Genomic DNA, 14214 nt, shown 5'->3' with positions numbered 1-14214 from the left:
CCTGCAAGGTCTTTTATGTCTCGGCCCACATCCGCAGCAGATTTGACCGCGTTTTGCACAGGGTGTCGAACATCTCTGACTTGCCCGCCTCCGCATGCAACTGTGCAATGGCGCGGTCCAGATCAAACAGGATTTCACGCTGGGCGGCCTGTCGGATGCGGCTTTGTACCCAGCCGACAATCGCCAGCCGCTCGCCCGATGTGACAGGTTCAACCCGGTGCAAGGTGGTCGAAGGGTACAAGAACACCGATCCTGCCGCCAGCTTCACCGCCCGCGCTTCAAGACTGTCCTCGATGATCAATGCCCCGCCCTCATAGGTATCAGGCTCGGACAGAAACAGCGTAAAGGAAATATCGGTTCGCACATTGCCCATCAACGCATCATCGACATGCAAGCCATAGGTTTGCCCCTTGCGATAGCGCGACAGGATCAGCGGTGTCATCCCCTTTGGTCTGGCAGCCGCCACAAACAGCGGGTTGGCCTGCAACGCCCGCCCCGCAGCCGCCAGCACGGCATCGCGCGCGTCAGAGGGCGCGGCCTGATCATTCGCTTTGACCTCGCGCGCAAATCGCCCCGCCGACTTGGCCCCATCCTCAAACGCCAGCCCGGCCGCCTCATCGCGCAGCACCGCAACCACCGCCGGATCAATCACTTTTTCAATCGCCAGAAACATCGCTTACCGCACCTGCGAGCTGACAAGCTCTACCCGCGCGGCCACCGCCAGCAAGATCGCCGGATCATTGGCCACAAATGCACCATTTGCCGCGCCAAACGCCGCGTCAGCCGCTTCCATCGCGGCAAGGGCACGCGCCGCAAGATCGGCCACTTTCGGATCATTCTGCGGCCCGGCAAGCAGGTTGCGGGCCACCTGCACAAAGGCCTGCGCCTCATGATAGGCCAGTACATCGGTCACTTCTGCGCCCTCGATGCTGCCCGCATATTCCGCAGCGGCGGCTTTCAGCACGGCCACGGCCACCGCAAACCGCTTTTTTGCGTCGGGTGAATCGGCAATAATTGCAGCATCAACCTCGTCCTGAAACGCCGCCAGCGCCGTCTGCATAGCGTCCACAGTTGCGCCGTCTTCCATTGCTGTCGAAAACGCCAGCATCAAGGGCGTGAAATCATCCCGCCCATGCGCGGCAAGCGTGCTGCGCACATCGTCCATCATCTCGGCTTCGGGGTGATATGACAGCCCGATCGCATCATCCACCATTCCCGCCTTGTAAAGCGCCGCAGCGGCCAGCAAATGCCCCTCGACGATGGCAAGCCGCACCAGATAGGCGGTATCGGCGTCCACCCCTGCCACCGCTCCGGCTTCGCCGCCCTCACCACCCTCGGCCTGGGCAAGCCAGACTGTCTGATCAGTTGCCCCCGCAGGCGGCGCAATCCGGGCCTCGGCGCCAAGCACGCTGGCACCCAGCGCCGTTGTCGTCAGTAAAAGCCCGGTCCATTGACGGGGCGAAACGGGTCGGGGAGGAGTTTTTGTCATCATAGGCCTCGCTTTGTTTAGTGTTTTAGTCGGGAATAAACCTTTCACGCAGACCCGTCAACACAAAGTCAAAAACCGCATCATGGGCCGCAAGCCTATGATGCATCAGCAGCACGACCAAAGACACAGCATAGGCCTATCAGCGCAAGGTTTTGGCGCGTGAAGCGGCATTACCAGCCTCGCTGCGGCGATAGCGCAGCAACAAAGCACACCCACGCTCACCTGGAGACATCTTGTTCGGGCGGTTCGGGGCGGGTGAAGAACGGCGCCCGTTTGACCCACAGCTTCAGCGCCTGCCAATGAATCAGCGCCAGCACCCGGCGCGACCCGAACGGGCGGCGCAGGCAAGCACGCAGAATGGCCGCATTGGTCAGCGGCGCGCGGGGGCCGGTCAGGGTGGCCATCATCCCGCCGTTGCCGCTGGTAAAATCAATCCAGATCCCGATGCGTTCAGGGGTGATATCGAACCGAAACTCATAGCTGCCCGACACCGGCTGAAAGGGGGAAACGTGAAAAATCTTTTGCGCGGTGATGCGGTCTTGGCGGGTGATCGGCCCCAGATCGGGACGGTGGCACAGATAGGAATGGCGATCGCCAAAGGTATTGCTGACCTCGGCAACCACCACCCGCAGCGCGCCCGCAGCGTCATGGCACAGCCAGAAAGATACCGGGTTGAACACATGGCCCAAAACGCGCGGTTGCGTCAGCAGCAGCACGGATTCATGGCCGGGCAGGTTATGCGCCACCAACACCTCACGCAGCCATGCCACCCCCCTGCCCTGTTTTGGCACGCCGCCATGGTCGCTGTCCCATAGCGAGGTCAGGTTGCCGCGGTTGCGCGAAAACAGCCACGGCATTCGGGTATCATCAGGGTTCAGCAGCACATAATCGACACCATAGCGAAACGCATTTTCAACCGCGCCCCGCCTGCCGTGAAAAGTCTGGCCTGCGATATATTCGGCCCGGTTCATGCGGCGGCCAATGCTTGCTGCGCGCGCATGGCATCGACCACATCAACCGCGCTGGCAAAGCCATCCTCATGGAAACCGTTGCGCATCCATGCACCGCAAAACCATGTGGCCTTTGCGCCATTGCCTGCCCGCAACGCCTTTTGCGCCGCCAATGCACCCAGATCATAGACCGGATGGCGAAACGTCACCTGATCGTGGATCAGCTCTTGCCGTATTGGGCGATTGGCGTTCAGCGTGACAAACAGCGGGTCATCCATCGGGATCGGCTGGAGGGAATTCATCCAATAGGTCAGGTCTATGCGGTCGGGGCGTGGCCCAGCGCCTTCGACATAGACCCAAGACGCCCAGGCCGCGCGCCGCTTTGGCATCATCGTGAGATCGGAATGCAGGATCACATCATTGGGCTGATAGCGGATTGCCCCCAGAAGGGCGGCCTCGGTTGGCGTCGGGTCCGCCAACAGACGCAAGCTGTCATCGGAATGGGTGGCAAAGATCACCTCATCAAATCCTTCCCATTCGCCGCCCTTGGCCCGCACCCACGCGCGCCCCGCTTCGCGCCGCACCGCCGCCACCGGGGCATCAAGGCGCAAATCAACCCCCGCCTGCGCCAAAGCCGCCTGCACCCGGCGCACATACTCGACAGAACCACCCTGCACCGTATACCATTGATGCTGCCCGGTCACCCCAAGCAATGCGTGGTTCTTGAAAAAGTCGATCATCGCGCGGGCCGGGAAATCCAGAATCCCCGCCGTTGGCGTAGACCAGATCGCCCCGGAAAGTGGCAGCAGATAGTAATCACGAAACCAATCGCCCGCCCCCAGCCTTGCCAGAAAATCGCGGATGGTCATTTCCCCATTGCCCGCCAGCGCTTCGGCCTGCGCATTGAACCGCAAGATATCGCGCAGCATGCCCCAATAGCGCGGGCTGATGATGTTGCGTCTCTGCGCCAGCAGCCCTTGCCAGTTGCGAAACCCGTATTCAAACCGCCCCCCACCAATAGAGGCGCCAAAGCTCATGTCACTTTTGGCCGTCGGCACGCCCAGCCTGTCAAACAGGCCCACGAGATTGGGATAGTTCGCTTGGTTGAAGACAATAAACCCCGTGTCGACCGGCTGATCACCGCGCTTGCCTGCCAAAACCGTGCGGGCATGGCCGCCAAGCCGCTTTTCCGCCTCAAACAACACGACCTGATGATCGGCGCACAGCAGATGCGCAGCCGCCATGCCGGAAATGCCCCCCCCCGATCACGGCAATACGTCGGGGGGCGGGGGGGGGTGGCGTCGAATGGCATGCTATGAATTCTCCTGTCACTTTGCCCGCGCCCGACAATTGGTCGAGGCTTGGGTATTGGGCTGGTTACGATTGCGGGGCGCAACTGGATCATTTACGCCACGCAATCACGTCGCTTTGCCTTCCCTGCCAAAAAATCAGGTGGTCGGGTGATCCACCACCCGCCGCGCTGCGTAAAAGGTGTATGTTAGATACCCTTAGCCATGAAAAACCTGATGCATGCCCCCCGCCGCAGCCCTATGCTGCCCGAGGTGCGGCAACATTGCTGCGCCAGAAAGGGCGATTTGTGTCGGGTGATGTTGAGCAGGAGAACTGGGAAACGCTGATCATCCGGGTCCGCGACTCCGGCGACAAAGCTGCATTTGCGGCCCTGTTTCAGCATTTCGCCCCCCGCATCAAAGGGTTTTTGATGAAATCCGGGGCCAGTGCCAGCCTGGCCGAGGAATGCGCGCAAGATGTCATGGCGACGCTTTGGCAAAAGGCGCATCTCTTTGATCCGACGCGGGCCTCTGCCGCAACATGGATATTCACCATTGCCCGCAACCGCCGGATTGACGCACTGCGCAAGTCGCGCCGGCCAGAACCAGAAGAGTTGCCTTGGGGGCCAGAAGCCGAACCGGATCAGCATGACGTGCTGGAACTGAGCCAAGAGACACAACGTCTGGGCGAGGCGCTGGCGCTTTTGCCCGAAAAGCAGCGTGACTTGATAGAGCGCGCCTATTTCGGTGATCTGACCCATAGCGAAATTGCCGCAGAAACCGGCTTGCCGCTTGGCACCATCAAATCCCGTATTCGGCTGGCGCTTGACCGCCTGCGCCACAAGATGAGCTGAAAAGGTTTGCCCATGACCATCCGCCACCACATATCCGACCCGCTTTTGATGGCCTATTCTTCGGGGGTCCTGCCCGAGGCCTTCAATCTTGTGCTTGCCGTTCACCTGTCGCTTTGCGATGAATGCAAGGCGCGTTTGGGGGCGTTCGATACAGTTGGCGGCGTCTTGCTGGACAGTTGCGAGACGGTCGCGATGGCCAACGGCAGCCTTGCCGCCACCCTTGCAAAGCTGACACAGCCCGCGCCGCATGTGCCGCCGCGTAAAAGCAACAAGATCTTGCCCGCGCCGCTGATGGACTATGTGGGCGGCGGTCTGGCGGCGGTCAAATGGCGGTCGCTGGGCATGGGGGTGCGGCAAGCGATTTTACCGACCGACAAGGCGGCAACCGCGCGGCTGCTGTATATTCCGGCGGGTCAGGAAGTTCCCGACCACGGGCATCGCGGCACCGAGCTTACCTTGGTTTTGCAAGGCGCTTTTCATGATAAGGTTGCCCGGTTCGGGCGCGGTGATCTTGAAATAGCCAATGAAGACCTGAACCATCAGCCGATTGCCGAGGCCGGCGAAGATTGCATCTGCCTTGCCGCGACCGATGCGCCTTTGCGCTTCAATGCACTGCTGCCGCGTCTGGCGCAGCCGTTTTTCCGGATTTAACCGCGTCGCGGGCTGCAGGTTTCAGAAATCGACAGCAATACCCTTTCTTTCCCAGTCGCCATAGCGCACGGGTTCGGGGCCGGTGCGCCCGCCCAACTCTGCTGGCAACCTTTCGGCAGCGTCGGCAAGTTTGCGGCGCGCGGCGGCTTCGGCCAGCGCGCGCTGGGCTGCGGGTGGCAGGACTGCGGGTGGCAGATCGGCGGGTGGCAGATCGGCGGGTGGCAGATCGGCGAGTGGCAGATCGGCGTCTGCGGGCAACGGGGCATCGGTTGGCATGATACAGGGTTCCTTGTCTGGGCAATGGCTTTGATATAGGCGGCACAGGACCGGCAGGCAACTGCGACAGTTTTGGGGGCGGCACGATGGCAGTGGATGGAACAGCAGCACGCGGCGCGGCGGTTACGCTTTTGGGTGCGGTTCTGGATGAGGGCCAGCAACTAGGCCAGGCGCTGGATGCCCCGGATGGCCCGCTGGCCAAGCTGCCGCCATCGGAAAGGGCCCGCGCGCAACGGCTGGTGCTGACCACCCTGCGGCATATTGAACAGGCGGATCGGGTGCTGAAACCCTATCTGCGCAAATCACCGCCCGATTTTGTGCTGAACGCTTTGCGGCTTGGCGTGGTGGAACTGGCGGTTGACGGCGGGGCTGCGCATGGCGTGGTGAACGCCATCGTCGATCTGGTCAGCCGGGGCAACCGCACCGGGCATCTTTCAGGGCTGGCCAATGCCGTGCTGCGTAAAGTGGCGGCTACGCAAACGCCCTTTGCCAAACTGCCGCCGCAACGCATGCCGCAATGGTTGCGGCAACCGCTGGTCCATCTGTGGGGCCGGGATGTGGTCTGCGCGATTGAAGCAGTGCACAGCCAAACCCCGCCGCTGGACCTGACCCCCAAATCCGCAATGCCGGAAATTGAGGGCGCTATCGCCCTGCCCAACGGCAGCATGCGGCTGGCACAGGCCACGCAAGTCTCCAACCTGCCCGGCTTTGCCAGCGGCGATTGGTGGGTGCAAGATGCCGCCGCCAGCCTTGCCGCGCAGCTTTTGGGCGCAACAACAGGCGAGACGGTGCTGGATCTGTGCGCTGCCCCCGGCGGTAAAACCCTGCAACTTGCGGCCACGGGGGCGCAGGTGACAGCGCTTGATATCTCGTCGCCCCGGCTGCTGCGCTTGCGCGAAAACCTTGCCCGCACCGGGCTGCACGCCGAGGTTATCGCCACCGATGCCTTGCATTGGCAGCCCCCCGCGCTGTTTGACGCGGTGCTGCTGGATGCGCCCTGTTCGGCCACCGGCACCCTGCGCCGCCACCCGGACTTGGCCTTTATCAAAGATGCTGGCGACCTTCCGGCACTGGTTGCCCTGCAAACCGCCCTGATCGACAAGGCGCTAAGTTTCGTAAAGCCCGGCGGGCGGCTGGTGTTTTGTACCTGCTCGCTGCTGCCCGAGGAAGGCGAGGACCAACTGGCCGCCACCCTTGCTCGCCACCCCGGCCTGACGGTAGAGCCGCCAACCCTGCAAGGCATCCCCCCCGAATGGATCACATCGGCTGGTGGTTTACGCCTGCGCCCTGATTATTGGGCCGAGAGGGGCGGAATGGATGGGTTTTTCATGGCACGACTCCGGCTTCCTGTTTGACGGATGTTCAATTGGCGGTGACAGCGCAGGCCTGCGCCGCTATGATCCCCCGAAAGCAGACCCAAAACCGGGCGCGCGCCCACGGCCGGGCGAATGCCAAGAACCGGGCGAATAATTGAGTGGCAGTAAAGATGAGGCACCTTGGCTCACCCGCGTGAAGATGGGTTCGCGGCGCGACTAACGCGCTGGCAGAACCGGCTTGCGGCTTGGCGCGCATCCCACAGCCATGCCGCAACAGGGTTTGTGTCGCAACCTGAACCCCGCAGCATCGGGCTGTATGCCAGAGGCAAGCAATTGATCGCCGGTAATTTTTTGCTGGCTGGGCATTTGGTTGAGGCCCCCGGCACCCTGTTGTGGGACGCACCGGCATCAGCGCCGAAATTCTGGACCGAGGCGCATGGCTTTGCCTGGCTGGATGATCTGGCGGCCGTGGGTGACCCCATCGCCAAATCCCGCGCACAAGACTGGACCTGGGGCTGGATTACGCGCTTTGGCAAGGGCAAAGGGCCGGGCTGGACCCCGGACCTGACGGGGCGGCGGCTGATCCGCTGGATCAACCACGCACTGCTTCTGATGAATGGGCGCAGCCCTGCCGATACCCGCGCCTATTTCAAGGTGGTCTCGGCGCAAACCATGTTCCTGTCGCGGCGCTGGCAGGCCTCGGCCCCTGGCCTGCCACGGTTCGAGGCACTGACGGGGCTTATATATGCCGGCCTGGCGCTGACCGGGATGGAACGCGTGGTCGCCCCGGCCGTGGCGGCCCTGGCCCGCGAATGTGAAGCCGAGATTGACCAATATGGCGGGTTGCCCACGCGCAACCCCGAAGAGTTGCTTGAGGTGTTCACCTTGCTGACCTGGGCGGCTCAGGCATTGGGCCAGGCGGGGCAAACCGTGCCACAGGCCCACCGCGCCGCGATTGAACGCATTGCCCCCACCTTGCGCAGTCTGCGTCATTCCGATGGCGCCCTTGCCCGGTTTCATGGCGGTGGGCGCGGGATGGAAGGGCGGCTTGACCACGCACTGGCGGCATCGGGCATCAGGGCGGCCCCCGGCAACGGCCCCGCCATGGGGTTCTTGCGCCTGTCGGGGGGGCGAACCTCGGTCATCATTGATGCTGCCGATCCGCCGGGGGGGGCGCGCAGGGGCTTCGGCCCATGCCTCTACCCAAGCGTTTGAATTGACATCCGGGCGTCGGCCTGTCGTCGTGAATTGTGGCTCTGGCGCGCCTTTTGGGCCCGAATGGCACCGCGCCGGCCGCGCCACACCCAGCCATTCGACCCTGTCTGTCGAGGGCTATTCCTCTAGCCGGTTGAACCGTGGCACGCCCGAGATAATGGCCGACCGTGCCCATGTTACCCAATCACGCCCGACCGAAACCGCCGAGGGCCATCTGCTGCGCCTTGCGCATGACGGTTGGGTTGCAACCCACGGGCTGACCCATGCACGGCTGCTGATTTTATCGCATGACGGCCGCCATCTTGGCGGGCAAGATGAGCTGCGCGCCATTTCTGCCGATGACCGCGCCCGCCTTGCCAGCGTCATGGCCCGCAAAGCCGATGCCGAGATTCGCTTTGCCATCCGCTTTCACCTGCACCCCGATGTTGATGCCGCGATTGATCTTGGCGGCAACGCGGTGTCATTGGCGCTGAAAAGCGGAGAAATCTGGATTTTCCGCCACTCCGGCTCGCGGGGGCTGTCGCTTGAACCCTCGGTCTATCTTGAAAAAGGGGCGGCTGAACCCGCGTGCGTCAAAACAAATCGTACTTTCCGGCCATGTTGCCGCCTATGATGCCGTGATTGGCTGGACCTTGGCGAAAGCACAGGATACTCCGCTGGCCATCCGCGATCTGGAACGTGATGATTTTCCGATCCAGGTCTGACCCAACACTGCCCAGAGGTATTTGCCCATGCCCGCCGAAAATGCTGCCGATCTTGTTCCCGTCAAACGCGCACTTTTGTCTGTTTCGGACAAGACCGGGCTGATTGATCTGGCAAAAGCGCTGGTGGCGCAGGGGGTGGATCTGGTGTCAACCGGGGGGTCGGCGGCAGCGCTGCGTGCGGCGGGCCTGCCCGTGCGCGATGTGGCCGAAGTGACGGGTTTTCCAGAAATGATGGACGGGCGCGTCAAAACCCTGCACCCGATGGTACATGGCGGCTTGCTGGCCCTGCGCGACAACGCCGAGCACAACGCAGCCATGAAGACCCACGGAATCGCGCCGATCGACTTGCTGGTCGTCAACCTTTACCCATTCGAAGCGACCGTTGCCAAAGGTGCCGATTATGACACCTGCATCGAGAATATCGACATTGGCGGGCCAGCAATGATTCGCGCGGCCTCCAAAAACCATGCGTTTGTGAATGTGGTCACCGATCCCGAAGATTACGCGGCGCTGCTGGCCGAAATGGCAGCGCATGACGGTGCCACCTCCTACGCCTTCCGTCAGCGCCTGTCGCAAATCGCATATGCCCGCACCGCCGCCTATGACGCGGCTGTCTCGAACTGGATGGGCGGCGCGCTGGATATGCCAGCGCCGCGCCGCCGCGCCTTTGCCGGCACCTTGGCGCAAACCCTGCGCTACGGCGAAAACCCGCATCAACGCGCGGCGTTTTATACCGACGGATCAAACCGCCCTGGCGTGGCAACCGCGAAACAATGGCAGGGCAAAGAACTGTCATACAACAACATCAATGATACCGATGCCGCGTTTGAGCTGGTTGCGGAATTTCTGGGCAAAGGCCCGGCTTGCGCCATCATCAAGCACGCCAATCCCTGCGGTGTGGCGATGGGGGCGACACTGGCCGAAGCTTATCAGCGCGCGTTTGACTGCGACCGCACCTCGGCTTTTGGTGGAATTATCGCGCTGAACCAGACACTTGACGGCCCAACCGCCGAAAAGATCGTCGAAATCTTTACCGAGGTGGTAATTGCCCCCGATGCCGATGACGCCGCTCGTGCGGTGTTTGCGGGCAAGAAAAACCTGCGGCTGCTGACCACGGGCACGCTGCCCGACGCCACCACACCCGGCCTTGCCTTTCGGCAGGTGGCGGGCGGGTTTCTGGTGCAAGACCGCGATGCGGCCAATGTGACGCTTGCCGATTTGCGGGTTGTGACCAAACGCGCGCCAACCGATGCGGAAATGCGCGACCTGCTGATGGCTTGGACCGTGGCAAAGCACGTCAAATCCAACGCGATCATCTATGTCAAGGATGGCGCGACCGTCGGCGTCGGCGCAGGGCAGATGAGCCGCGTTGACAGCACCCGCATCGCGGCCCGCAAAGCGCAGGATATGGCCGAAGCGATGGGGCTTTCTGCGCCACTGACACGCGGCGCGGTCGTAGCCTCAGACGCCTTTTTTCCCTTTGCCGATGGCCTGATCACGGCGGCAGAAGCCGGGGCAACGGCAATAATCCAACCCGGCGGGTCGATGCGCGATGATGAGGTGATCGCGGCAGCTGATGCTGCGGGCCTTGCCATGGTCTTTACCGGCCAGCGGCATTTCCGGCACTGATATGCGCATTTTCTGGGCCGCCCTGATAATTCTCATTCTGGACCAGGCCAGCAAACTGGCTGTGGTTTTCGGCCTGAACCTGCGTGAAGTCGGGGATATGGCGATATGGCCACCCTATCTGACCTTTCGCATGGCATGGAACAAAGGCGTGAATTTTGGCCTGTTTGCGCATAATTCCGACATCATGCGTTGGGTGCTTGTCGCCGTCTCGCTGGCCATTACCGCATGGGTCTGGCGCTGGATGGCGCGCACACAGCAACCGAATCTGGCCCAGATATCAGCCGGTATTCTGATCGGCGGGGCCTTGGGTAACGTGATTGATCGCCTTGCCTATGGCGCCGTTGCTGATTTTCTGAATATGTCTTGCTGTGGCTTTGAAAACCCTTATGCGTTCAATGTGGCGGATATCGCAATCTTTGCCGGCGCGGCGGGGCTTGTTATTTTTGCCGCCGACAGCAAGACTAAGACGCGAAAGACCCCGTGACGCGCCGATTAGTTTGGGCTAAACAGGGGACGAATTGTTTGAAGGAGGCGGAAATGCTTGCAGGAAAAGGGGTATTGGCACTCGCGGTTGCCGCGATGCTGACGCTGGCAGCCTGCGGTGATGGCGAACCGCATCTGATGAACCTGCAGGCCACAGGCGATGGCCCGGATGAATTTGCCATTCTTCCGCCCAAGCCGCTGCAATTGCCCGAAGACCTCAAGGCACTGCCGGCACCGACGCTTGGCGGCAGCAACCTGACCGACCCGAACCCCGAGGCCGATATTGCCTTGGCCCTGGGTGGTCGCTTGCGTGAAGGCACCGGTGTTCCGGCGGGCGATTATGCGATTGTGAATCATGCGTCACGCTATGGCCGTGCCGCTGCTATCCGGCCAGAGCTTGCGGCGGCCGATCTGGAATACCGCCGCGACAACAAGGGGCGCATTCTTGAACGGTTGTTCAATGTGAATACCTATTTCAAAGCCTATAAGCGCGAATCGCTGAACAAACACGCAGAGTTGGGCAAATGGCGCCAGCGCGGTGTGCGCACGGTGTCGGCCCCCCCACCGTAAGGTTCGGGGCAAAACAGCTTCGCGTGGTCGCTTCACTTCCGCGTCAAGATGGCTTGACCTGACCGATGCTGTGTTTAGGTGTAGTCCGGTATGCCGAACGGAGGATACCGATGCTGCGTAACCTGTTGCTGCCACTTGCTTTGGGGGTGCTGTATGCATCCTCGGCCCATGCCGACACGGTGACCACTTTCACCCTGGAAAACGGGCTTGAGGCGGTTGTGATCGAAGATCACCGCGCCCCGGTCGTGACCCATATGATGTGGTACAAGGTCGGTTCCGCTGATGAGCCGCGCGGCAAATCCGGCATCGCGCATTTCCTGGAACATCTGATGTTCAAAGGTACAAAAACCATGGCCCCCGGCGAATTTTCGGCAACCGTCGAGGCGCAGGGCGGCGATGACAACGCCTTTACCTTTTACGATTATACCGCATATTTTCAAAGGGTTGCCACTGACAGGCTTGATTTGATGATGTCAATGGAGGCAGACCGCATGCGCGGGCTGATCCTGTCGGAAGATGATGTGAAAACCGAACGCGCCGTCATCGTTGAGGAACGCGCCCAACGCACTGACAGCGACCCCGGCTCGCTTTTCGGCGAGCAGCGCCGCGCCGCGCAATATCTGAACCACCCCTACGGCACCCCCGTCATCGGCTGGAAACATGAGGCCGAGGCCCTGACCCGCGAAGATGCCTTGTCGTTTTACAAAACCTATTATGCCCCCAACAATGCGATTCTGGTGGTCGCCGGTGATGTGAACCCGGATGAGGTGAAGGCGATGGCAAAGGCACATTATGGCCCCATCCTGCCCACCCCCGGCCTTGGCCCCCGCACCCGCCCCACCGAGCCGCCGCAACTGGCGGAACGGCGTTTGGCGATGGCCGATGCCCGCGTCGCGCAACCCTATGTAATTCGCAGCTATCTGGCCCCTGAACGCGACAGCGGCGCGCAAGAAAAGGCCGCCGCCTTGACCTTTCTGGCAGAGCTGTTGGGCGGCAGTTCGACCACCTCGCTGATGGCCCGCGCCCTGCAATTCGGCGAGGCCCCCAAGGCGGTGTATACCAGCGCGTTCTATGATGGGTTATCGCTGGATGTCAGTGATTTTGGCTTTGTTGCCGTTCCCACGCCCGATACCTCGCTTGTCGATCTGGAAGCTGCCGTTGATGCGGTGCTGGCACAATTCTTGCTTGATGGCGTCGATCAAACCGCCTTTGATCGCATCAAACGTCAATTGCGTGCAGATGAAGTCTATGCCCGCGACAACGTAAACGGGCTGGCGCGCGAATATGGGGCCGCCCTGACAAGTGGGCTGACCGTTGCCGATGTGCAGGCATGGCCCGATCTGTTGCAGGCCGTCACGCCCAAAGATGTTATGGCCGCAGCGCATGAGGTTTTGAATCGCGACAACGCCGTAACCGGCTGGCTGCAACGCAAGGATGATAGCAATGACGACACCAAAAGCGGGGTAAACCAATGATCATACGCTTTTTCTTTGCCGCCCTTCTTGCCCTGGCCCTGCCTGCGCAGGCCGAGTTGCCAATTCAAAAGGTAATCTCGCCCGGCGGCATTACCGCATGGTTGGTCGAGGATCATCAAATCCCGTTTACCGCGCTGGAAATCCAGTTTCGCGGCGGCACCTCGCTTGACCCCGCCGACCAGCGCGGCGTCGTGAATCTGATGACCGGGTTACTGGAAGAGGGTGCCGGCGATCTTGATGCGCAAGGCTTTGCCAAGGCCCGCGACGCCCTTGCCGCGCGGTTCAGCTTTGGCGCAGGCACGGATGGCATCGGTGTCTCGGCCCAATTCCTGACCGAAAACCGCGATGAGGCGGTCGATTTGCTGCGCCTTGCCCTGACCGAGCCGCGCTTTGACGCCGAGGCGGTAGAGCGGGTGCGCGGTCAGGTTTTATCCAGCATCCAGTCAAATATGAAAAACCCTGAAAGCATCGCGGCCAACAGGTTTGACCGTCTGGCCTATGGCACACATCCCTATGGCAGCGACGGCGATGGAACCCCGGAAAGCGTTGCCAGCCTTAGCCGGGCCGATATTGTCGGCGCGTTCAAAGGCGCCTTTGGCCGTGATCGGATTTATGTGGCCGCCACCGGCGATATCAGCGCCGAGCAGCTTGGCCTTTTGCTTGACACGCTTTTGTCTGCCCTGCCTGCCACAGGGGCCCCCTTGCCCAAACGCGCCGATTGGGCGCTGGAGGGGGGCGTGACCGTAGTAGATTTTCCCGGCCCGCAATCGGTGATCTTTTTCGGCCATCAAGGTATCAAGCGCGACGATCCTGATTTCTTTCCCGCCTATATTCTGAATGAAATTCTGGGCGGAGGCCGTTTCACAGCCCGGTTGATGACCGAAGTGCGCGACAAGCGCGGGCTGACCTATGGGATCGGCAGCTTTCTTTCGCCGATGGATCATGCCGAAACCATGGTCGGCCAGTTTTCCAGCGCCAACGCCACCACGGCCGAGGCGATCGAGATCGTAAAGGCCGAATGGCGCCGCCTATATGATAATGGCGTTTCCGCCGAGGAGTTGGCAAAAACCAAGACCTATCTCACCGGCTCTTACCCGCTGCGCTTTGATGGCAACGCCCGCATTGCGCGTATCCTTGTTGGCATGCAGGCCGACGGCTTGCCGATCGACTATGCCACAACCCGCAATGCCAAGATCGAGGCGGTGACGCTGGACGACATCGCCAAAGTTGCCAAACGTCTGTTGCAACCCGAGGCTTTGCATTTCGTCGTTGTCGGCCAGCCAGAAGGACTAAAGACCACCCCCTGACCGCCG

At 61.5% G+C, this 14214-nt stretch carries 12 protein-coding genes and 2 pseudogenes; 9 read left to right on the top strand and 5 right to left on the bottom strand.

What is annotated here, in order from left to right:
- Positions 1–13: 13 nt before the first annotated feature.
- From VDP61_RS04805 to VDP61_RS04790, 4 genes and pseudogenes are all read right to left on the bottom strand, one after another.
- The gene (locus tag VDP61_RS04805; protein ID WP_323005810.1) at positions 14–673 is read right to left on the bottom strand and encodes a Fe2+-dependent dioxygenase; all 660 of its coding nucleotides are present in this window, start codon (positions 671–673) and stop codon (positions 14–16) included.
- Between the two features lie 3 nt (positions 674–676).
- Entirely contained in the window at positions 677–1489 is an 813-nt protein-coding gene (locus tag VDP61_RS04800) for a hypothetical protein (RefSeq protein WP_323005809.1), read from the bottom strand.
- Between the two features lie 218 nt (positions 1490–1707).
- Positions 1708–2460, bottom strand: a complete 753-nt coding sequence (locus tag VDP61_RS04795; RefSeq protein WP_323005808.1) for a DUF1365 domain-containing protein — start codon at positions 2458–2460, stop codon at positions 1708–1710.
- Positions 2457–3756 (bottom strand): annotated as a pseudogene (locus VDP61_RS04790) (NAD(P)/FAD-dependent oxidoreductase). Before VDP61_RS04790 ends, VDP61_RS04795 begins: the two are co-directional and overlap by 4 nt.
- A 280-nt stretch (positions 3757–4036) precedes the next feature.
- Here VDP61_RS04790 and VDP61_RS04785 point away from each other — a divergent pair.
- Entirely contained in the window at positions 4037–4582 is a 546-nt protein-coding gene (locus VDP61_RS04785) for a sigma-70 family RNA polymerase sigma factor (protein WP_323005807.1), read from the top strand.
- 12 nt (positions 4583–4594) lie between these two features.
- Positions 4595–5233, top strand: coding sequence for a ChrR family anti-sigma-E factor (locus tag VDP61_RS04780; RefSeq protein WP_323005806.1), 639 nt, complete (start codon positions 4595–4597; stop codon positions 5231–5233).
- Between the two features lie 21 nt (positions 5234–5254).
- Here the strand turns inward: VDP61_RS04780 and VDP61_RS04775 are convergent, their stop codons facing one another.
- Complete coding sequence (locus VDP61_RS04775; protein WP_323006032.1) at positions 5255–5443, bottom strand: DUF1674 domain-containing protein; 189 nt, start codon at positions 5441–5443, stop codon at positions 5255–5257.
- Between the two features lie 152 nt (positions 5444–5595).
- Here VDP61_RS04775 and VDP61_RS04770 point away from each other — a divergent pair, with 152 nt between their 5' ends.
- The 7 genes and pseudogenes from VDP61_RS04770 (at position 5596) to VDP61_RS04740 (ending at position 14208) form a co-directional block, all read left to right on the top strand.
- Positions 5596–6864 carry an RsmB/NOP family class I SAM-dependent RNA methyltransferase gene (locus tag VDP61_RS04770; RefSeq protein WP_323005805.1) on the top strand — a complete coding sequence of 423 codons (1269 nt, stop codon included), beginning with the start codon at positions 5596–5598 and terminating at the stop codon, positions 6862–6864.
- Between the two features lie 141 nt (positions 6865–7005).
- Positions 7006–8744 (top strand): annotated as a pseudogene (locus VDP61_RS04765) (heparinase II/III domain-containing protein).
- A 27-nt stretch (positions 8745–8771) separates the two neighbouring features.
- Positions 8772–10373, top strand: coding sequence for a bifunctional phosphoribosylaminoimidazolecarboxamide formyltransferase/IMP cyclohydrolase (gene purH / locus VDP61_RS04760; RefSeq protein ID WP_323005804.1), 1602 nt, complete (start codon positions 8772–8774; stop codon positions 10371–10373).
- Position 10374: 1 nt separating this feature from the next.
- Positions 10375–10857 carry a signal peptidase II gene (gene lspA, locus VDP61_RS04755; protein WP_323005803.1) on the top strand — a complete coding sequence of 161 codons (483 nt, stop codon included), beginning with the start codon at positions 10375–10377 and terminating at the stop codon, positions 10855–10857.
- A 53-nt stretch (positions 10858–10910) separates the two neighbouring features.
- Positions 10911–11426, top strand: a complete 516-nt coding sequence (locus tag VDP61_RS04750; protein ID WP_323005802.1) for a DUF3035 domain-containing protein — start codon at positions 10911–10913, stop codon at positions 11424–11426.
- 110 nt (positions 11427–11536) lie between these two features.
- Positions 11537–12901 carry a pitrilysin family protein gene (locus VDP61_RS04745; protein WP_323005801.1) on the top strand — a complete coding sequence of 455 codons (1365 nt, stop codon included), beginning with the start codon at positions 11537–11539 and terminating at the stop codon, positions 12899–12901.
- Complete coding sequence (locus tag VDP61_RS04740) at positions 12898–14208, top strand: pitrilysin family protein (RefSeq protein WP_323005800.1); 1311 nt, start codon at positions 12898–12900, stop codon at positions 14206–14208. Before VDP61_RS04745 ends, VDP61_RS04740 begins: the two co-directional genes overlap by 4 nt.
- The last annotated feature ends 6 nt before the right edge of the window (positions 14209–14214 follow it).

Source organism: Pseudorhodobacter sp. (genome assembly GCF_034675685.1).
Classification (GTDB): domain Bacteria; phylum Pseudomonadota; class Alphaproteobacteria; order Rhodobacterales; family Rhodobacteraceae; genus Pseudorhodobacter.
The sequence above is the reverse complement of the archived record's forward strand: the minus strand, read 5'-3'. Positions and strand labels throughout refer to the sequence as shown.